Annotated in this window: 23 protein-coding genes and 1 pseudogene; 10 read left to right on the forward strand and 14 right to left on the reverse strand. The window is 69.5% G+C overall.

The genetic code is table 11. The annotated features are described in order from the left end of the window. Positions 1-30: 30 nt before the first annotated feature. Positions 31-519, reverse strand: a complete 489-nt coding sequence (locus tag CCN39_RS21445) for a MarR family winged helix-turn-helix transcriptional regulator (protein WP_086844652.1) — start codon at positions 517-519, stop codon at positions 31-33. 64 nt (positions 520-583) lie between these two features. Between CCN39_RS21445 and CCN39_RS21450 the strand changes: the two genes are divergently transcribed. Then, complete coding sequence (locus CCN39_RS21450) at positions 584-988, forward strand: DUF6069 family protein (RefSeq protein WP_086844654.1); 405 nt, start codon at positions 584-586, stop codon at positions 986-988. On the opposite strand, the gene CCN39_RS21455 is transcribed toward CCN39_RS21450, so the two are convergent. Next, positions 975-1,796 carry a hypothetical protein gene (locus CCN39_RS21455; RefSeq protein ID WP_086844656.1) on the reverse strand — a complete coding sequence of 274 codons (822 nt, stop codon included), beginning with the start codon at positions 1,794-1,796 and terminating at the stop codon, positions 975-977. The two genes, CCN39_RS21450 and CCN39_RS21455, sit on opposite strands and share 14 nt — an antisense overlap. Before the next feature lie 68 nt (positions 1,797-1,864). On the opposite strand from CCN39_RS21455, the gene CCN39_RS21460 reads away from it, so the two are divergent. Next, on the forward strand, positions 1,865-2,422 hold the full coding sequence (locus CCN39_RS21460) for an SMI1/KNR4 family protein (RefSeq protein ID WP_086844658.1): 558 nt from the start codon (positions 1,865-1,867) through the stop codon (positions 2,420-2,422). A 725-nt stretch (positions 2,423-3,147) separates the two neighbouring features. Here the strand turns inward: CCN39_RS21460 and CCN39_RS21465 are convergent. The 3 genes from CCN39_RS21465 to CCN39_RS21475 form a co-directional block, all read right to left on the reverse strand. Next, a complete protein-coding gene (locus tag CCN39_RS21465) occupies positions 3,148-3,504 on the reverse strand; it encodes a hypothetical protein (RefSeq protein WP_244210916.1) in 357 nt (118 codons plus the stop codon). A gap of 467 nt (positions 3,505-3,971) precedes the next feature. Further along, positions 3,972-4,139 carry a hypothetical protein gene (locus tag CCN39_RS50215; protein WP_158104535.1) on the reverse strand — a complete coding sequence of 56 codons (168 nt, stop codon included), beginning with the start codon at positions 4,137-4,139 and terminating at the stop codon, positions 3,972-3,974. A 517-nt stretch (positions 4,140-4,656) separates the two neighbouring features. Then, positions 4,657-5,193 carry a GNAT family N-acetyltransferase gene (locus tag CCN39_RS21475; RefSeq protein ID WP_086844660.1) on the reverse strand — a complete coding sequence of 179 codons (537 nt, stop codon included), beginning with the start codon at positions 5,191-5,193 and terminating at the stop codon, positions 4,657-4,659. 155 nt (positions 5,194-5,348) lie between these two features. Between CCN39_RS21475 and CCN39_RS21480 the strand changes: the two genes are divergently transcribed. Together CCN39_RS21480 and CCN39_RS21485 are read left to right on the forward strand one after the other, a co-directional pair. Beyond that, complete coding sequence (locus tag CCN39_RS21480) at positions 5,349-6,959, forward strand: tetratricopeptide repeat protein (protein WP_143264105.1); 1,611 nt, start codon at positions 5,349-5,351, stop codon at positions 6,957-6,959. A gap of 145 nt (positions 6,960-7,104) precedes the next feature. Beyond that, positions 7,105-7,671, forward strand: a complete 567-nt coding sequence (locus tag CCN39_RS21485) for an SDR family oxidoreductase (protein ID WP_244210918.1) — start codon at positions 7,105-7,107, stop codon at positions 7,669-7,671. A gap of 339 nt (positions 7,672-8,010) precedes the next feature. Here the strand turns inward: CCN39_RS21485 and CCN39_RS21490 are convergent, their stop codons facing one another. The 3 genes from CCN39_RS21490 to CCN39_RS21500 form a co-directional block, all read right to left on the reverse strand. Next, positions 8,011-8,631 (reverse strand): hypothetical protein, encoded by a 621-nt coding sequence (locus CCN39_RS21490; RefSeq protein WP_244210920.1) that lies wholly within the window; start codon positions 8,629-8,631, stop codon positions 8,011-8,013. A 613-nt stretch (positions 8,632-9,244) separates the two neighbouring features. Continuing rightward, positions 9,245-9,451, reverse strand: a complete 207-nt coding sequence (locus tag CCN39_RS21495) for a hypothetical protein (RefSeq protein ID WP_086844668.1) — start codon at positions 9,449-9,451, stop codon at positions 9,245-9,247. A 175-nt stretch (positions 9,452-9,626) separates the two neighbouring features. After that, positions 9,627-10,253: a TetR/AcrR family transcriptional regulator gene (locus CCN39_RS21500; RefSeq protein WP_208630293.1), complete on the reverse strand. Its 627-nt coding sequence runs from the start codon at positions 10,251-10,253 to the stop codon at positions 9,627-9,629. Positions 10,254-10,353: 100 nt separating this feature from the next. Here CCN39_RS21500 and CCN39_RS21505 point away from each other — a divergent pair, with 100 nt between their 5' ends. Then, positions 10,354-11,331, forward strand: a complete 978-nt coding sequence (locus tag CCN39_RS21505) for an SAM-dependent methyltransferase (protein ID WP_086844672.1) — start codon at positions 10,354-10,356, stop codon at positions 11,329-11,331. Here the strand turns inward: CCN39_RS21505 and CCN39_RS21510 are convergent. Further along, positions 11,294-11,863 carry a TetR/AcrR family transcriptional regulator gene (locus CCN39_RS21510; protein WP_086844674.1) on the reverse strand — a complete coding sequence of 190 codons (570 nt, stop codon included), beginning with the start codon at positions 11,861-11,863 and terminating at the stop codon, positions 11,294-11,296. The two genes, CCN39_RS21505 and CCN39_RS21510, sit on opposite strands and share 38 nt — an antisense overlap. Before the next feature lie 89 nt (positions 11,864-11,952). Here CCN39_RS21510 and CCN39_RS21515 point away from each other — a divergent pair, with 89 nt between their 5' ends. Then, the gene (locus tag CCN39_RS21515; protein WP_086844676.1) at positions 11,953-12,912 is read left to right on the forward strand and encodes a ketopantoate reductase family protein; all 960 of its coding nucleotides are present in this window, start codon (positions 11,953-11,955) and stop codon (positions 12,910-12,912) included. Positions 12,913-12,954: 42 nt separating this feature from the next. Further along, positions 12,955-13,674, forward strand: a complete 720-nt coding sequence (locus tag CCN39_RS21520; protein ID WP_208630294.1) for a VOC family protein — start codon at positions 12,955-12,957, stop codon at positions 13,672-13,674. A 70-nt stretch (positions 13,675-13,744) separates the two neighbouring features. On the opposite strand, the gene CCN39_RS21525 is transcribed toward CCN39_RS21520, so the two are convergent. The 3 genes from CCN39_RS21525 to CCN39_RS21535 form a co-directional block, all read right to left on the reverse strand. Further along, positions 13,745-14,059 carry a hypothetical protein gene (locus tag CCN39_RS21525; protein WP_244210921.1) on the reverse strand — a complete coding sequence of 105 codons (315 nt, stop codon included), beginning with the start codon at positions 14,057-14,059 and terminating at the stop codon, positions 13,745-13,747. 234 nt (positions 14,060-14,293) lie between these two features. Continuing rightward, positions 14,294-15,304 (reverse strand): hypothetical protein, encoded by a 1,011-nt coding sequence (locus CCN39_RS21530; protein ID WP_244210922.1) that lies wholly within the window; start codon positions 15,302-15,304, stop codon positions 14,294-14,296. Between the two features lie 28 nt (positions 15,305-15,332). Further along, positions 15,333-15,887 (reverse strand): RNA polymerase sigma factor, encoded by a 555-nt coding sequence (locus CCN39_RS21535; protein WP_086844681.1) that lies wholly within the window; start codon positions 15,885-15,887, stop codon positions 15,333-15,335. 140 nt (positions 15,888-16,027) lie between these two features. On the opposite strand from CCN39_RS21535, the gene CCN39_RS21540 reads away from it, so the two are divergent. Both CCN39_RS21540 and CCN39_RS21545 read left to right on the forward strand, forming a co-directional pair. After that, the gene (locus CCN39_RS21540) at positions 16,028-16,417 is read left to right on the forward strand and encodes a hypothetical protein (protein WP_143264106.1); all 390 of its coding nucleotides are present in this window, start codon (positions 16,028-16,030) and stop codon (positions 16,415-16,417) included. 347 nt (positions 16,418-16,764) lie between these two features. Further along, positions 16,765-17,067, forward strand: a complete 303-nt coding sequence (locus CCN39_RS21545; protein ID WP_086844685.1) for a hypothetical protein — start codon at positions 16,765-16,767, stop codon at positions 17,065-17,067. A gap of 116 nt (positions 17,068-17,183) precedes the next feature. Here CCN39_RS21545 and CCN39_RS21550 read toward each other — a convergent pair whose 3' ends face one another. Together CCN39_RS21550 and CCN39_RS21555 are read right to left on the reverse strand one after the other, a co-directional pair. After that, on the reverse strand, positions 17,184-17,471 hold the full coding sequence (locus CCN39_RS21550; RefSeq protein WP_143264107.1) for a hypothetical protein: 288 nt from the start codon (positions 17,469-17,471) through the stop codon (positions 17,184-17,186). Positions 17,472-17,617: 146 nt separating this feature from the next. Further along, positions 17,618-18,364, reverse strand: a complete 747-nt coding sequence (locus tag CCN39_RS21555) for an SAM-dependent methyltransferase (protein WP_086844689.1) — start codon at positions 18,362-18,364, stop codon at positions 17,618-17,620. Positions 18,365-18,602: 238 nt separating this feature from the next. On the opposite strand from CCN39_RS21555, the pseudogene CCN39_RS21560 reads away from it, so the two are divergent. After that, positions 18,603-18,783, forward strand: a pseudogene (locus tag CCN39_RS21560) (aminoglycoside phosphotransferase family protein); the annotation flags it as partial.

Genomic DNA, 18,783 nt, shown 5'->3' on the forward strand with positions numbered 1-18,783 from the left:
GTGCGGCGGCAGCCCATCGCGGCGGGCGCCCTACTCGGGTTCGAGGATTTCCGTGGGCAGGCCCAGGGTTTCCACGATCCGCCGCACGGCGTCGCCGAGCCGCACGAAGTCCTCGCCGAGCGGATCCGTCACCAGCCGGCGGACGGTGGCGACGTGCCCGGGCGCCGAGGCCGCCAGGTGCGCGCGCCCGGCCGCGGTCAGCGTCGCGGTGGTGAACCGGCGGCCCTGCCCGGTGCAGACCTCGCGCGTCACCCACCCCCGGTTTTCCAGGCGCGCGACGGCGTGCGAAATCCGCGGCAGCGACCCGTTGGCCATCTCCGCGATTTCGCTCATCCGCAGGCTTTCCCCCGGCACCGCCGACAGCCGGGCCAGGATCATGTAGCCCAGCAGCGTCAGGTCGGCGTCCCGCAGCAGCTGGCTTTCCAGCGCGCCCGGCAGCGTGAGCAGGACCTTCGCCAGGTTGATCCACGCCCGCCGTTCGTCGTCGTCCAGCCAGCGGACCGGCTCCTCCTCACGCACGCCTTGACTTTAACACGCAACCCAACCTACCGTTTGAGTTGCGCGTTAAACCCAAGGAGGAGCGATGACGACCACTCTTCGACCGACCTCGACGACCGTTCTCCGCCTCGGCTTCGCCCTCCTGGCGGCCGCCGCGGCGAACACGGTCATCGCGCTCGGCGCACTGGCGCTCGACGACGGCGGGATCGCGACGGGCCTGTCCCCCGCGTCCTACCTGCCCGCGACCGTCGCCGGGCTGCTGCTGGGCACCGTCGGCTGGTTCGTGATCGCGCGCACGGCACCGAAGGCCCTGCGCGTGGTCGTCCCGGCGGTCCTCGTCCTGACCTGGGTCCCGGACCTGCTGCTGTTCACGGCGGGCGCCACGGCGGCCAACGTCTTCGGCTTGATGCTCATGCACCTGGTGGTCACGACGGCGGTGGTCACCGCCCTCCGCCCGACGCTCGCGCCGGCCGCGGTCACGACCGGCTAGCGCGCAGGACCGTGCGGGAGTTGAGCCGGCCTTTCTCCGGTGCCCGCGCAACCTGCCCCGCGGCGACGGCGGCGGTCAGCGCACCGACGGCGTCCTCGGCCCGGTAGATCGTTTCCAGCAGCGTGAAGTGCTGGAGGTCGGCGAGGGTGGCGGGGCCGCTCCGGTCCAGTTCCGCCAGCAGGGCCCGCCGCAGCGGCAGCAGCTGCGGGGTGAGCGAGATGTCGACGAGCGTGCCCTCGGCGTCCCGCGGGTCGCGGTACCGGATGCCGGCGAACTCGTCCGCGGCCCACAGTTCGTTCTTGAAGGTCGCGAGGTGCCGGCTGTCGGCTGTAGCGAACACGAGTGCTTTCGCGGTTCCGTCCTCCGCCACCAGGTCCACGGCCACGGCGCACCCGAGCCCGGCCGCCTCCAGCCGCTCCCGGTGGTCCGCGCCCGCCTCGGCCGCCACCAGGACCTCGTGCGCCTTGCCCCGCACGAGGGACGTCGGCCAGGGACCGGAGAGGTGGGCCAGCATCGGCCCGCGCACGTCGACGTCCCGCAGATCGCCGACCGTCCGGACGACCAGCCCCGCCGGAGCCCCACCCGGCGAGGCCCGGCCGACGAGAACGGCCTCCAGGTGGTGCGCGTCCAGCCGGTCGGCGAACTCCCCGAAGACCCGGAAGGCCTCGGCGGCGAAGTCCCCGCATTCGATGTAGGTCCCGCCCTTCGGCGACCGCAGCACGGTCGCCGTCCAGGCGTCGAGATACCGCACCAGCACGTCACGCTCGACGGAAACGTGCGGGTCAGGACGCCGGACGCGCTCGGCCACGCTTCCGGTTGTACCGCACTGCCGCGCCGGCCACCAGAAGGAACACCCGGGCGGGCAGACTGGCCGCCATGAGCCACACCGCTCGCGAGTTCACGCGGTTGCGCACCCTCATCGAGCGCCTGCTCCCCGGAACCGCCCCCTTCCTGCCGGGCGCGACCGACCACGACCTCGCCCGGCTGGCCACCGAAACCGGCCTCACCCTCCCGGACGAACTCTGCACACTGCTCCGCACATCGGCCGGCCAGGACGACCCGGACCAGCTGTACGGCCCGCTCAACTTTCACCACTTCCTGACCATCGACGAGATGATCGGGATGCACCGCATGCTGACCGAGGCCGTCGGCGACCTGGCCACCCCGGTCGAGCAGCCCGCGCACTACCGCTGGACGGTGTGGTCGCCATCCTGGCTGCCCGTCCTAGCCTTCGAAGGCGACTGCTACTTCCTGGACCTCGACCCCGGCGACCACGGCACCCCGGGCCAGGTCGCCTTCCGCGCCAACGTGCCGGACCTCGGCGAACCGAAAGCGCCTTCCCTCACGGCGTTCCTCAGCCGCACCGCCGACCTCGTCGAAACCGGGCACGCCACCGTGGAGGAGAGCACGCTCGTCCTGCTGGACCTGTACTGAACCGGCCGGGCGCTCGGTTGGTCCGCTGCGCAAAGCCCGCCGCCGAGCCGCGACGACTACTCGCCCGGCTCGCCCGGCTCGTCCGGCTCGTCCGGCTCGTCCGGCGGAACGACATGACCAGCATCCCGCGGGTCAACTCCCCAGCCGTGTACAGCACTCGGTCAGGAACCGAAGAGCGCGCGGATTCCGCCCAGGGTGGTGAATCTGGCCCACAGGTCATTGTCGGGAGAGTGCAGGAGGTGGCCGGTGATCAGCAGTTCGAGGAAGGCGCTGTGCAGTTCTGACCGATCGTCGCGTCCGGGCCGTGGTGATCTCCTGCAGTCCCAGCTTGATCCGCTCCCATTCCGAGTCGGTCCACAACCGTCGCGGAGCGGGCAGCTCACGGGGGTCGGGGCTGCTGCCGGTGACCGGGACGCGGCCGGGCGGTTGGGTGAGTTGCGGCGTGGCCGAGCACCTGCCACGCGAATGTCCGCTTCTGCCGACGAGCGGACGATGCTCCAGGAGAAAGGCGACGTCCTGCTGTCCGAACGCAGCCATCGACGCCTGCGGTAGAACCAGGTCACCGCGCTGAACCAGGTCACTCAGCTGATGAGCTTCCTGATGCACGCGGAGTTCGGCGCAACTGCTGACCGCATCGGCCGTGAAGCCGCCCCCAGTGTTCCTCGGATGCGACCGGAACCATGGAACCACCTCGAGCGGCCGGCGAACCGCGCCGCCGCCCGGACTCAAAGCTTGAGGTCGAAGCCTTGGACATACCAAGCCCCTTCGTGCTTCTTCATCTTGAAGGTGAGGCTGAACGAGCCCGTGTTCCCGGTCGCACCGATCAGTTCGAGGCTGTGCAGCGTACGGCCGTCGAGCTTGACCGCAGTGTCCGGCACGGTCACCTCGTCTCCCTTCGTGGTCACCTCGGCCACCTCGACTTTTCCTCGCGGCGGCAGCTTGACGCCCGGCTTCGCCCATGCTTCGCGCAGCGACTTGGCGCTCGCGAGCGCCCGGGGACTCTTGCACAGCGTTTCGGCGTCTTGGCCGGCGGGCAGCACGGGAGCGCCGGAAAGGCACGCCTGCGTGTACTGCTCTTCCAAGATCTGAGTCACCCAGCGCCCGAGAGCCGCCCGGAGAGCGTCAGCATCCGTTGCAGGCTGCGCCTGAGACGTCTGCGGGGAAGCGCTCGTGGGTGAAGCGGACGGGCTCTTGGCCGCTCCCGCCGACCCGCGGACGACGGACGATCCGCACGCGGTCAAGCTCACGACCACAACCGCCGGCAGCATGGGGGCAAGCCATCTCGCCTTCGGTCGCCGAGCGTGCACCATTCGGGCGATCGTCACGGGAATTCCTCCTGACTCAGCCGGTAGTCCGGCTGCGGGCGGGCCTTCGTCGGCCCGGAGCCTGGTGCGAGGCGACCCGAACGTCAACCGCCCCGCGCGAAGCTTGCCCTTTTTGCCCCTGTCGACATCCGCTTATGCCGCGACGAGGGTCCACCCGCCGGCGGCAAGCCCGCACCGGATGTCCCCAGCGCCCTCGGTGCTCGGCGCCACCGGCCGCGATCGGCTCAGTTCTGCGTCACCGGCCAAGCCGCCGCCGGGTGGCAGTGTGCCGGGCAGGCGAGGGTGTAGACCTCGTTGCCCAGGCACAGCCCGTAGTGGTCGGAGCTGAACGTATCGGGCTGCTCGGGCTGGTCCTCGTTCTTCTCGACGCCATGTCGACCGGAACCTGGCACAGGAACACCATTGCGGCGACGGTAGGACTCCGGGTCCTGTGCCCAGCTGGGGACGCCGCCGATCTTGAACTCGGACCGGCCGACCCGGCGTTCGACGGGGGTCGTAGTCCGGTTACCAGGTGGTGACCTCCTCGGTGCCGGGACGGAGGGAGAGCCGGTACGACCGCAGGTGCGGCTCGACGTCGTCGGCCGGCTCCGTTCCGTCTCGGTGCAACAGATGCGCCGGAACCTGCCGGGGTCGGCCCGGACCGGCGGAACGTCCCAGTATCGCTCCGCAAACTGCTCGCGGGCGCCCTCGACGCCTACCACGCCGAGCATGTCGGCCGCACGGCTGACAGCCGGCAGTTCTTCCTGACCACACCGTTCGAACCGGCTGCGCAAGAACAGGGCAACGAGTTCGTTGCCCTGTTCCTGTTCGATCGATCCGGAGGACGATGCGTGGTGGGTCGAGTTGCATCCGGGCAACTAATGGCGTTCACCGAGCCCTGGGACAGCGGCAGGGACGACACCGGATGCATCAGAGCCGTTTCGCGAGGAACAGGGTGGTCCCGCGGGCCGCGTCCACTTCTTTCCGTCCGGTCTCGGTGAACCCGAGCTTGGCCAGAACACGACGAGAAGCGGTGTTCCACTCCCAGACCGTGGCCCCCACACGTACGTACCCGGACGATCTCGCCCAGGCCAGGATCGCCTTCGAGGCCTCAGTCGCGTATCCCCGACCCCACACCCGGCGCAGCAGCTCGAACGCCAACTCCGGTTCCCCCGCCAACCCCAGGCCGCCGTCGATCAGCCCGCAATAGCCGATGACATCACCAGCAGCCTTCCGCTCGACCGCCGGCAACCCGGTCGACCAGGGCCGGCCGGCGCGGATCGCATCCTCGAGTTCCGCAACTGTGGGGCGCCCATCCGCGTCGATCCGGCGGTGCGGCGGCACCCGCGGATCACGTTCGGTCCACAGCTCACGCTGGACAACAGCCTCGGCCACCCGCCACGGCCTGAGCAACAGGCGATCCGTCTCCAGCACGACCCCACGCCCCGGCGTCACCTCAGCTGCCATGACAACAACTCTCCCACCGGCGAACGTCCTGTCATGCCGATGAGCGGACGGAACTTGCAGTCCCAGCCGGATCCGGGCACCGGCCGGCCGTGCGATGATGCCCGGGAGCGCGGCTGCCGGGCGCAGCCGGGAAGTGATCGCTTACTGGAGGTCCAGTGGCTTACGCGCACTTCGGGCACATTGATCGTCGAGAAGAACCTGCCGGCTGCCGTGAGACCGCCGAACAGGGCGATATCGAGGCCATGGTGTGCGTGGCTCGCTGGCTCGCCAAGCACGACCGCCTCGAGAATGCAGCTTCGTGGTACCGCCGGGCCGCGCAGGGGGGAGCCCCGGTGCACGAGGAACTGGCCCTGCGGCTGGTGGACGGTGATCGGTGCGAGCAAGCGGTCGACTCCCTCGCGGAGACGCTCGGCCGGCCCGCGGCGATGATGTGGGTGGCGAACAGGCTCGCCATCGACAAGCGCCGCGCGGAGGGCATGCAGTGGCTGCGTCGAGCAGCGGCCACGGGAGACGACGCCGCCATGGCGCGGCTGGCGACCTGGCTCGAACGCGACCGGCCGGAAGAAGCCGAAACCTGGTACCTCAAGGCGTTGCACACCGAGAACTTCCAGGCGCTCTGCGAGCTGGGCCGGTTGCTGACCCGGCAGAACCGGCTGGACGAAGCCGAACGGCTGTACCGGCGTGCGGCCGGCGTGAACCCGAAGGGTCTGCTCGAGCTGGCGGACTTCTACGACCGTCAAGGCCGTGAACCGGACGCCGAGCGATGCTATCGCCAGGCCGCCGAATCGGGAGAACGCTCCAGCTACATCCGTCTGGGATTGTGGCTGCTCGACCATCAGCGCTCCCGCCAAGAGACCTGCCCCTGGCTGCGCAAAGCTGCGGAAATCGGCTACAACGGGTTCTATTCCAAGCTGGAAGCGCAGGCGAGCCGCCTGGCCCGGGCCGGGGAAGGAGAGGAAGCGCTGCGCTGGTTCGTCGACAGCGGGGCGTTGATCGACGACTTCCGGCGGGGCGGGATGGCCGAAGAAGCTGCCGCTCTTCAGCGGATCGCGCGGCTCCACGACAAAGATGGCCACGCTGAAGCCGAAGCCTGGTACCGCCGGCTGGCCGAAGCCGATCCGGCGGTCGGGCCGGTCGCCCTGGGGGACTGGCTTGCCCGCCACGGCCGAGTCGAGCAGGCCTTGCACCAGTACAAGAAGGCAGTGGAAGCCGGGGCCGCCTGGGCGAACATGAGCCTGGCCGAGGTCCTGCCGGACGAGGCCGAGCACTGGTACCGGCAAGCCGCCGATGCCGGGGTGGCGGCAGCATTCGAGCCTCTCGGGGAACTGTTGCTCCGCCAGGGCCGTCTCGTGGAGGCGGACGCCTGGTTCGCCAAGGCGGATGACCTACCGAAAGGGCCGCGTGCCCCGGTCCCGTCTTGGGAGGTGGTGGCCGGTGCGGCCGTACTCAGCGCGGCTGTCGTCCCCTTCGTCAAGGCCCTGGCGACCAAGGCGGCCGACGACACCTACGACGCGGTTCGGAACCTGCTTCGCCGGATCGCCCGTAGACGCCTGCGCTCTCCGGCCCCGGACCAGCTCCTGGTCGTCGAGGATCCGGCTGTCCCGCTGACCTTGCACATCCGCACCCAGGCCACGGACGAAGCGTTGCGAGCGTTGGCTGACCTCGATCTCGCCGCCGCCAATGCCCGGCGCCGTGGGAAAAAGCGCGTCGAGCGCCAGGTGATCGCCTACGACCCACAGACGAAGTCGTGGCGGATCCGCGACTGAACCCTCAACGGGCGCAACGGAAAGAGAGCCGCGGTCGATGGACGGGCGGGGACCTGGGTGGCCCCCGGCCCACCGCACCGGGTTTGGCACAACACTCCACGGTTCGCACGAAGCAGTCAGTTCTGGTCCTCGTGCTGAAGAGCAGGTGGCTGCCCTGGTCGGTCGGGTACGCGCCGAGCACGGCCGCGTGGATGTGCTCGTGTGCAACGCGAACACGCTCCAGCCGCCGTTCGAGCCGCTCGCGTCACTGCCGTGGGACGCGTTCGCCAGCAAGGTGGTCGGCGAACTCGCCGGTTCCCACCACCTGACCCAGCGCGTCCTTCTGATCATGCGCGAGCAGCGTGCCGGACGGATCGTCTACATCTCCAGCACCCTCGCCGACACGGTCGGCATGATCGCCGCGCACTCCACGGCGAAGGCAGCGCTGAACACCTTCAGCCGGCATGTCGCCGCAGACGCGGGACAGTACGGCGTCACCGTGAACACCATCGCGCTCGGCGCGGTGAACACCGATGCCACAGCCGCCGGTTTCGACGACGACAGGCGCGCATCCTTCGCGCAGCGGTCGGTTCACGGTCGATTTCTCGAGCCCGAGGACATCGGCGCCGCCGTCTCGCTGCTCACCGACGGCGGTTTCGGCTCGGTAACCGGCCAGGTGATCCGCCTCGACGCCGGGTTCGACGTGCTCAACCAGCAACTCGCCGCGTCCTGACCTCCGCCCATGCGGTGAGCGATCGAGGTGGGCTACCCGCGGAGCGCGGGTCCCCCCCTCGATCGCATTGTCATGCCGAAGAGCGGATGGCTGTGGAAACTCCGACACCTCCCGTCGAGGCGTGAGTTCCCCGGACCCGGCCCGGCTCGAACGGGCAGCCACCCTCACCGTGCGACGGGCAGGACGCACCCTTACCGGGTAGATGCGCCTTGGGCAGGCTCGTTGCGATGGTAGGCCGGCGGCATCTGCCGCAGCCAACGGATTTCGCCCGCGAGCGGTCGGCCCTCACCAGATATCCGCCACGCCCTCAGTGGGCCGATGCCACCGGCCGCGGTCGGCTCAGTTCTGCGTCACCGGCCAAGCCGCCGCCGGGTGGCAGTGCGCCGGGCACGCGAGGATGTAAACCTCGTTTCCGAGAAACAACCCGTAATAGCCGGAGCTGCACGAATCGGGCTGCTCAGGCTGGTTCGCCTGCTTTTCGAAATCCATATCGATCGGCACCTGGCACAGGTACACCATTTCGGCGCCGCAAGCGCAGCGGTAGGACTCCGGGTCCTGCGCCCAGCTGGGGACGCCGCCGATCTTGAACTCGGACCGGCCGACCCGGCGTTCGACGGGGTCGTAGTCCGGTTGCCAGGCCGTCACCTCCTCGGTGCCGGGACGGAGGGAGAGCCGGTACGGCCGCAGGTGCTGCTCGACGTCGTCGGCCGGCTCCGTTCCGTCCCGGTGCAGCAGGATGCGCCAGAACCTTCCGGGATCGCCCCAGACCGGCGGAACGTCCCAGTACCGCTCCGGAAGCTGGTCGCGGATGCCCTCGATGCCGACCGCTTCGTTGTCCGAAGGGCACGCCGGCCAGCTCTCCGAGGCCGGCAGGATCGGATGGCCGCCGATCGTGTCACGGGCGCCGCGGCCCGCCTCTTCACGATCATTCTCGATCAGGAACATCGGGAAGTCGGCCACCCGGGCCGAGGAAGGCTGAGGCTCGGTCACGCAGTCACCCTAGACCGTCCGGAGACGACGCTCGGAGTCACAACCCCCGCAGCGGCCGGCCGACGATTCCATGCCCTCTCCTGCCGCTGACCGCGCACGGCTCGGCGTCCGCTCCTGCCGATGTGCGCGCGTCGAAGCGGCCCCCTCGGCACACCCCGTCGAGGCGTGAGTTCCCCACCGCGATCGCAGCTCTGAAGCCTCACCAGCGACCGAAGTAGGGACGCCTACTTGACGAGATGGAACGCCGGATGGGCGTACCACGTCCCCATCGCCGGGGGCATCCAGGTAGACGCAGTCCTCGACGCGGATGCAGCGGCCGGTTCTCTCCAGATCTCCGAGCAGGTCCACGGAATGTCGCAACGCATTGTCCTACCGGCTGCGCGCTCGACAACGTCGAGTTCGACAGGATCGATCTCATGGTCGGTGCCATTTCCGCGATCACGACCGACTCTGCACGTTCGGCGGTGCACGGCGTCAGTAAACCCCACCTGCTGGAAACACGCTCACATGCCGTCGACAGCGCGGATACCGGCGGATCACGCGGGCAGCAACCCGACCTCCGAGCAGGCGGCGGGAAGCTTTCTCAGCGACTCTTCGTACGCTCGTTGTCCGCAGCCACCCGGACATCCCGGAAGTCCAAAACAGCCGCGCGACAGATCCGGATCAACCTCGCAAGATCACCCTCGGCCAGCAGCAGCACATCCTCCAGAACCTGCTCAGGTACCTCAAGTTCACGCGGACCGTAGCAATCGTGCCACGCCATGTCCGCCAACTGCAGCAAATCCAGCACCGCCTCAACGTCCCCTGACGAGAACTGCGCCTCGATACGGTGGGCGCGAGCTCGACGACGTTGCTCACTACTGACAGCCATCGAATCCCTCCAACAGTTCTGCGACTGACGGATCCCCAATGATCCACCCCCAGCCTCGCTCGGCTGCAACAGAGGGCCGGTGACCGACCGCCGGTCACCCGACGCCTGGTGGCCTCAGTTGCGGCACCGGCGGCAGCGGCGAGCGCACCGGTGCGGCCTGGAACGCGTGGATCACGAGTGCGGCGAAACGCCGGGAGGCCGCGATCGCTGCTTCCGGTGTCCGCGCGTGGATGCCGGCGTTGGCCATGATCACGAGGAGGAGGTCCTCCAGGACGACGTCGGGGCGCAGGTGGCCGGTGTTCTTGGCGCGGCGGATCAGTTCGGCGGCGGCCGTCAGCGAGGAAGCGCGGTTCTCGGCGAAATCCAGTGCGCTCGGGAAGGCGGACTTGAAGGCCGTGACGAAGCCGCGGTCGCGTGCTTGCAGCTCGCACAGCTTCTCCACCGCGACGCAGAAGCCGTGCCAGGGGTCGGGGTCGGCGAGCCCTTCGTCCAGGATGGATCGCCAGGCCCGCATCCGGTCGGTGAACGCCGCGCCGACCAGCGTCACCTTGGTCGGGAAATGCCGGTAGACGGTCGCCGGCCCGACCTCGGCGCGTCGGGCGATCTCGCGGATCGGGACGTCCAAGCCTTCGGTGAGGAACGCCGAGCGGGTCGCTTCGAGGATGCGGTCGCGGTTGTCCCGGGCGTCGGAACGCCGGTTGCGAGGCAAACGAGCGGTCACCGCTCTCACTTTAGCCAGCCGGACGGAGTGTCCCGCTACCGTCCGCCGGGCAGAGCACGCCACCACGGGACCTCCGGTCCCGGGAAAGACCGGGCAGAGCATGAATTCCACCAGGCACGACGGCGACACCTGGGACCTGGCTTCGGGCGTCGGCGCAACGGCCACCATGGCCGCCGCGGCCCGGGCGATAGCGACCCGGGAGGATCGTTCGCTCCTCGACGACCCGTTCGCCGAACCGCTCGTGCGGGCGGTCGGCGTCGAGCTCCTCACCCGGCTGGCGAGCGGTGAAGTGCCGCCCGGCGACCTGGTCGGGCGGATGGCGATCGACGGGGCCAAGGTGCGGACCAGGTTCTACGACGATTTCTTCCTCGACGCGACGAACGCGGGCATCCGGCAGGTCGTGATCCTGGCCTCGGGGCTGGATTCCCGCGCGTACCGGCTGCCCTGGCCGGCCGGGACTGTGGTGTACGAGGTCGACCAGCCGCAGGTCATCGAGTTCAAGACGCGGACACTGGCCGAGTCGGGCGCCGCGCCCACCGCCGACCGGCGCGCGGTCGCGGTCGATCTGCGCGACGACTGGCCCGCCGCACTGCGCGCCGCCGGGTTCGTCCCGGCCCGGCCGACCGCGTGGAGCGCCGAAGGGCTGTTGGGCTATCTGCCGCCCGAGGCGCAGGACCGCCTGCTGGACACGATCACCGAACTCAGCGCCCCGGGCAGCCGGGTCGCCACCGAAAGCAGGCCCAACCCGCGGCCGGGTGACGAGGACCGGACGAAGGAGGGCCTGCACCGCATCTCCGAACGCTGGCGCGCGCACGGTTTCGATCTCGACCACGCGCGGCTGCGGTATTTCGGTGAGCGCAACGAAGCGGCGCCCTATCTGACCGGCCGCGGCTGGACACTGCACACCATCACCACCCGAGACCTGCTGGCCGCCAACGACCTTCCGCCCATCCAGGACGACGACCTGCGGATGGGCGACGTGCTCTACGTCAGCGGCACTCTCGACAAGGCCACGAATTCCCGACTCGCCGCTGGTCGCCTCAAGGTGCCCGGCGCAGTCCGTCCAGCACCAGGGTGATGACGCCGTCGGCCTCGGCTCGCCAGTCGGGACGGTCGTGCGCCGCGCCGATGCCGTGCAGGGCCACCAGGACGGCACCGGCATTCACGTCGTCGCGGATGGAGCCCTCCGCCACCGCGGCGGCCACCAGTTCGGTGACGGCCTGCTCCAGTTCCCGGCTGCCCTCGGCGAGGGCGCCCGCCCCGGTCGCCATGAGCGTGGCCAGCGTCCGGGCCAGGCCCTGGTAGGTGTCGATGTAGCCGACCATGCCACGCAGGAAGCTCGCCAAGGCCTCCCCCGCGGGCAGCGTGGCCCGCAGCCGGCGGGCGCGGTCGCACAACGTCGCGACCTCCTCGCGGTAGACCGCCTCGGCCAGCGCCTCCCTCGTCGGGAAGTGGCGGTACAGCGTGCCTGTCCCCACTCCGGCCAACCGGGCGAAATCGTCGAAGCGCAGCTCGAAGAAGCTTCCGTCGTCGAAGGTTTCCCGCGCTTTGGCCAGCACCGCCTCGCGGTTGCGCCGGGCGTCGGCGCGCAGCGGCTTGTCGGCGTTCATCCACCACCTCGCGTTGACAAGCGGGGCCCACCTCCCTAGCGTCATAAGTGGAGATGACCTCCAGTTTCATCATACCCGACGAGGTGCGCGTGAAGATCCTCATGTTCGGCCGGGGCGTGATCGCCACGGTGTACGGCTGGGCCCTGGAACGGGCCGGTCACGACATCGAGTTCTACGTCCGGCCGGGCCGCGCGTCGGCTTACGGGGAGGCGGTGGAGCTCGATCTGCTCGACGCGCGAAAGCGGCTGTGGGGGCAGCGCGTCGTCCAGTCATGGCCGGTGCGCTACCGCGAGGAGCTGGCGCCGGACCACGATTTCGACCTGATCGTGCTGAGTGTGCCGCACCACCGCCTCGCGGAAGCGGCCGCTTTCCTGGCGCCGCGCGCCGGCAAGGCCACGGTGCTGGTGTTCGGCAACATCTGGGCCGAGCCACTGGCCGCGATCGGCGCGCTGCCCGTCGATCAGGTCGCGTGGGGCTTCCCGCTGGCCGGTGGCGGCTTCGGCGAAGACGGCGTGCTCCGCGCGACGCTGCTGCCCGCGGTCGTCTTCGGCACGCTCGACCGGCCCCCGACCGAACGCGAGAGAGTCGCGCGGCGGGTGTTTCGCGAGGCCGGGTTCCGGTTGCGGGAGAAGCGCGATTTCCGCGGCTGGCTGTGGCTCCATTTCGTGCTGAACGCCGGCTTGCACGCACAGGGCTTGCGGCGGGGAACGCTGTCCGAACTGCCGGGGGCGACGGGCGACTTCCGCGAGGCGCTGCTGGCCGCCCGCGAGCTTCTGCCGGTGCTCGAGGCGCGCGGTGCCGACCTGCGCCGTCACCGGAGTGGCACGCTGGGGTACCGCGCGCCGACGTGGCTGACGGCTCCCGCGTTCGCGTGGGTGACCGCTCATGTCCCGTTGGCGCGCAGGAGTTTCGAGGGTCATGCCGACCCCGGCGCCGAGGAGCCCCGGGAGGTCTGCCGCGACGCCCTGGCCGAAGCACGACGGCTGGGCATCGCGGTCCCCCGGCTGGAAGCGGCGGAAGACAGCTTCGCCGGCAACGGAAAGGCCTGAGCCAGTAGCCGCAAGGGCCGGCCACCACGGTACGTTCCGGTGATGCGTTCGCAACTGCTGGCGGTGACCTTCGAGGCGGCCAACCCGGCTGAACCGGCACGCTTCTGGGCCGGCCTGCTCGGCCGGGAGAGCATCGAGGACGACGGCGGTCTGCTGCTACCGGGCGGCGACGCCCAGCTCGGCCTGCGGTTCGTACCGGGCCGCGCCGGCCGGCTCGGCGAGAACCGGATGCACCTGCACCTGACCAGCGCCGACCTCGAAGACCAGCGGCGCACGGTGGCCACGGCGATCAGGCTCGGTGGCCGGCACGTCGACGTCGGGCAGCGACCCGAGGAGGCGCACGTCGTCCTGGCCGACCCGGCGGGCTACGAGTTCTGCGTGATCGAGCCCGGCAACGACTACCTTGCCGGGTGCGGCCCGCTGGGCGAGCTCACCTGCGCCGGCACCCGGCAGGCCGGCCTGTTCTGGAGCGGGGCGCTGGGCTGGCCACTGGTGTGGGACCGGGGCGAGCAGACCGCGATCCAGTCACCGCACGGCGGCACAAAACTCGCCTGGGACACCTGGGACGGCACGCCCGCGGCGCCGAACCGGCAGCGCTTCGAGCTGCTCCCGCCGGACGGCGACCAGCGGGCGGCGGTCGACACGCTGCTCTCCCTCGGTGCCACCCGGCTCGACGCCCGCGACGACGGCACCGTCGTCCTCGCGGATCCGGACGGCACGGAGTTCTGTGTGCGGCCGACCGGTCGCCACCCCGCCGGGTGACAGCGAGCCGCCGGACCCAGCGCGTCCGGCGACACCGGTCATGCCGATGACGGAGCGTTCCCCTGGGCTCTCAGGGCAGCTGCGCCAGGGTCCGGCCGATGTTCTGGTCCACGATCTCCAGCATCACCGGCCGATCCGGGAAATCACCGCCCAGGAGCCGCAACGGGCCGGCCACATGGCCCAGCGCGCGGCGCAGCATGAGCTGCGCCACCGGATCGGTGCCGCCGACACGGTCGCCCGGGTGACCGTATCGATCACGCCGGCTGCCGTGCATCGCCCGGACCATGTCACCGAGGCGGGCCAGCACAGCCACCTCGCCCGCGAGCAGACTCCTGGTGCGGTCCACCATCACCACCCGCGGAATCCGGACGGCGATCGAAGACATGGCGGCACATGCGGCTTCGAACGGATCGAGACCGCCGGCGTGATCGAACGGGTCGCTCGGCGTTTGCGACGCCGTTTCCGGCCAGTAGTTCTCATCGGCGGTTGCCGAGCTGCCCCCGGATCTCGACCATTTCCGCAGCCTACACAGCGGCTCGTTCCCGCCGTCCGCACAGACAGGACGATCCTGGGAGGACCGAGGTGATCTCGGCCCTCCCAGGGCATTCCGGTACGAGGATCAGATCTTGCCCGCGGCCACGTCGGCGAGGGTCACGCGGGCGGCCTTGTAGTTCACCACGTAGCGCTTGGCCGATTCCGCCGAAGTGATCTCCTCACGGATCGGCAGGCCGTTGTCGGCGTTGATGATGAGGACGTCCGCGCCGCCGCCCAGGATGGCCGGGGGCGCCGTGAGGGTCAGCGCGGCCTGGCCGTCGACGTCGGTCTTGCCGACGATCATGTCCGGGATGGTCGCGTACAGCTTCAGCACGCCCGCGCGGACCTCCGCGTCGGCGGCGTTGGCGAACAGCGCGTGTTCGGCGTTGCTCCACAGGTGGTTGTTGATGAGGTTCTCCAGCTCCTTGCCCGTCGGACGCGGTTTGGGGGCCGGAACCGGCTTGCCGACCTTGCGGAACATCTCCGCGGTCTCCGCTTGGGCGTCCGCCCACGCCTTGTCGGCTTCGGCGGGGCTCAGGCCGACTCCCAGGGCATTGTTGGACGCGGTGATCATCGCGATCCTGGCCTTCTCCACGTCGCCCTTCGCAGCGAGACGGGCCGCCGCCATGACCTTTCCGTCGTACGGCGTGGCAGGCTCGCCGCGGCCCTCGGCGACGGCGGCCACCAGGGTCTTCGCCGAGTCGCCCGTGAACTGCTGTCCCTTGTCGGTGTAGAGCGTGTAGTTGAGGTCCGGTTTGCCGTCCAGGCCGAACTTCGTGTTGACGATCAGCGATGCGTCTCCCGGCTGTGTGCCGGCCGCCGTGACCGCGGAGGCCAGCTTCACCAGCGGCGCCTCGACCGCCTGCGGGGCCGCGGCGGGCGGGACGGCCGGGACGCTGCCGCCTGACGTACCCAGCACCACAGCCGCCGCGACGGCTGCCGCGCCCACGGCGGCGACACCCACCTTGGGCCAGGAGAACCAGCGCTTCGGGCGCACGACCGTGGCCTCGGGTTCCCCCATCGCCGTCCGCAGTGCCGTGCGGGCACGGTCATAGGCCTCGGGACCGGGAGACGGCACGTCACGCAGATTCTTCATGAGATCCATTTCATCCATGGGCTGTCTTTCACGTTGTCGGGACTTGCAGCAGCGCAACCACTTCGGGGGCTTCACGCAATGCCTTGCGCGCCTGGTGCAACAGGCGGCGGGCGGTGCCGGCCGGGATGTCGAGCACCCGCCCGGCCTCGGCGACGGTCAGGTCCTCCCAGGCGACCAGGCCCAGCACTTCCCGCTCTTCCGGTTTGAGCCGAGCCAGTGCCCGGCTCAGCAGTGCCTGCGTGTCCACGCGGGCATCCACCGCCGGCCAGGGATCCCAGTCACTCGCGACGCCGGCCAGGTCCGCCGCCGGCTCCTCGGCCGGCTCGGACCGCCAGTGCCGGCGCAGCCTGTTCAGCGCGACGCCGTACAACCAAGGCCTGGCTTCGGGGTACGAACGGTCGTAGTTCGCACGGGACTCGTAGGCCGCCACCCACACATCGCCGAGCACGTCCTCGGCGGCCTGCCGCCCCACTCTGCGCGCCAGGTAGTTACCGAGCGCGGTCTCGTGCCGGCTGATCACTTCCACGAAGGCATCGGTGTCCCCGCGCAGCGACCTACCGATCAGTTCCGCGTCTGACGCCATGAAGCTCCTCGGGTTTCGCTTCGCCCTGACACCCCGTCTTTGCCAACGCGCGCCCAAAGCGTTCAGGTTACGTCGCCGCACGACGAACATCGCTGGTCAGACGACGTGCGCGACAAGGCCGGACGAGACGATGAGTTGGCGTGGCAGCTCCCGAACGGCGTTCAAGCAACACCGCGCGGGCACTCGCCGACTACCAGGGCATGAAGAAGTTCGCGCGCGACGTGGCCGTGTCGATACTGTCGGCGCTCATCCTGGCCGGGTTGACGCGAGCGAGCCGCGCGTGGCCCAACCTGGTAGCGAAGTTCGACGGGAACAACTGGCTCGCTGGCGCCGCCCTGGCACTGGTGGCGGCGGTGGCGATCTGGCTCTGGTGGCTCACGTGGGAACTCGCGAAGGCGTTCCGCAAACCCACGACGTTGAAAGGGTGGGCGGCGATCATCGACAACGTGGGCGCCGGACTCATCTGCCTGATGTTCGCAGCCACCGCAGCCGCAACAACGGTCGGCGCGTGCTTGCTCGTCTTCGGGTAGTCGGAGCCCAGGCCTCGTCTTTCGGCCAGGCGCCGGGCGTGAGCTTCTCGGGCCACCGCAGACCGGTCGTCCGGCGATCGCACGCTCGTGCCGAAGAGCGGATGTTCGGCGTCGCCGTCGGCCCGATAGACGCCCGCAAGTTTGTTCCACGACCTCAGCGTGTCCGGCGATCGAGGCCGTTGAGGCGCGGGGCGGCACTCACACCTGACCGGTGAATGTCAGCGTGACCACCGGAATCGAATGGGCCACGCTCCGCTGTCGCTGGCCACGGTTCCCCCATTCGGGCCTCGCCAGCTACCCGGTGTAAACCTATGGTTCGAGGTTCATCCCACCTGGAGGCTCGCCGGATGGCATCGATGAACGTCGGCATGATCATGAAGCACAACCACAAGAAGGTCGTCATCCTTCGGACCGGTCTGAGCATCGACGGTTCGGACGCCGTGAAGATCGCGCCGCTCAGCACGAGCAAGCCGTCGGGCAGTGGCCGGTACGTCGAGGCGAAGACCTGGGTCAGCGACTACTGGATCCCGCTCGACCAGACAAAGGTCGTCAAGGCTGCGGACGTGGTCCACGCCGCCACCCCACCGGGACGGCTCCCCACGAAGCCGTTGAAGGCTGCCCTGAAGGAAATGGGCAACGGTTCTCAGTAACTCAACGCTGCCATCATCGCGTCCTCCCGGACGGCGGCCTCGGTGATGTTGTGGACATCCGCGTCTTCGTCGACAAGGTAGGCAGCCACCCCTTCGACCGGACAGCGGGAAGCTTCTCAGCGACTCTTCGCACGCTCGCTGCCCGCAGCCACCCGGACATCCCGGAAGTCCAAAACAGCCGCTCGACAGATCCGGATCAACCTCGCAAGATCACCCTCGGCCAGCAGCAGCACATCCTCCAGAACCAGCTCAGGCACCTCAACTTCACGCGGACCATAGCAATCGTGCCACGCCATGTCCGCCAACTGCAGCAAATCCAGCACCGCCTCAACATCCCCTGACGAGAACTGCGCCTCGACGCGATCGGCACGAGCTCGACGACGTTGCTCACTACTGACAGCCATCGAATCCCTCCAACAGTTCTGCGGCTGACGGGCCCCCAATAATCCACCCACGGCCTCGCTCGGCTGCAACAGAGGACCGACGACCGCTCATGCCGATGTGAGTGAGTCCCGGTGCCGAGGCACCGGGACTCACTACGCCGCTCGTGTCAGCGGTTCATCAGAGCGAAGACGCCCCAGCCGAGGTATTCGCGTTGGTATCGGGCGTGGCGCACGGGAGCGGTGGTGAGTTCCGCGCGCATCTGCTCGGCCAGTTCGTCGTCGGGATTTGCGTCCAGCCAGCGGCGGGTGTTGAGCCATTGAGCCGCGACGTAGCGGTCCCAGCTGTCCTGGTCGGCCAGGACCATCTCCACGACGTCACAACCCAGCTGCCCGAACTGTTCCAACAGTTCCGGAAGGACGCGGAAATCGTCCGCACTGGTGGCGTGACAGCCTTCGACGGTGGCCTGGTCCGGCGGTTCCCTGCGCCAGTACGGCTCGCCGATCAGCATCGTGCCGCCGGGGCGCAGGCTGCGGCGAAGCAGGTCCACGGTGCCGGCAACGCCGCCTCCGATCCAGGTCGCACCGACACAGCACCCGATCTCGACCGGCTCGTCGGCCACGTGGTCCGACGCGTCGCCGTGGGTGAAAGTGACCTGTCCGGCGACCTCCAGTTCGATCGCTCGTGCCCGGGCCTTGGCCAGGAACGCGGTGCTGATGTCGACGCCGGTTCCGGTGATGCGGTGATCGCGGGCCCAGGTGCACAGCAGCTCGCCCGAGCCACAGGCCAGGTCGAGCACCCGGGTGCCGGGTGGCGGGTTCAGCGCCTCGCCCAGGACAGCCAGTTTCCGGCTGGTGAACGGGTTGTGGATGCGGTGGCTGCTCTCACGGATGGTGAAGCTACGGGGTAGATCCACTTCGGGGATTCCTCACGTCCAAGGGGTGACTCACAGTGGTCAGCACTGAGTCGGCCGTCGACGGCCGGGCTACCCGGACATTCATGCAATGCACCTCTTCGGACGGAAAGCCACACGGTTCGACGGAAGGCTAGGGGGGTCGGCCGTGCCGGTCCACCGGTTATCCCGGCACTCGGCGCATGGCGGACGACGCGATAAACCAGATGACGTCGGTGATCGTCCCCGCGACAATGCCGGCGTGGAGGAGGTCGAGGTCGTCGTCGCCCACCGCGAGCGGGCCACCCTGCGCGTCGGTGACGTGTTCCTGAAGGTCGACGCTGATCAGGCCCGCACCGACGTCGAGGTCGAGGCGATGGCCATGGCGCCGATCCCGACCCCGGAGATCCTGTGGCGCAAGCCGCCCGCGCTCGCGCTCGCCG

The sequence above is a fragment of the Amycolatopsis kentuckyensis genome (genome assembly GCF_002155975.1).
Classification (GTDB): Bacteria; Actinomycetota; Actinomycetes; order Mycobacteriales; family Pseudonocardiaceae; genus Amycolatopsis; species Amycolatopsis kentuckyensis.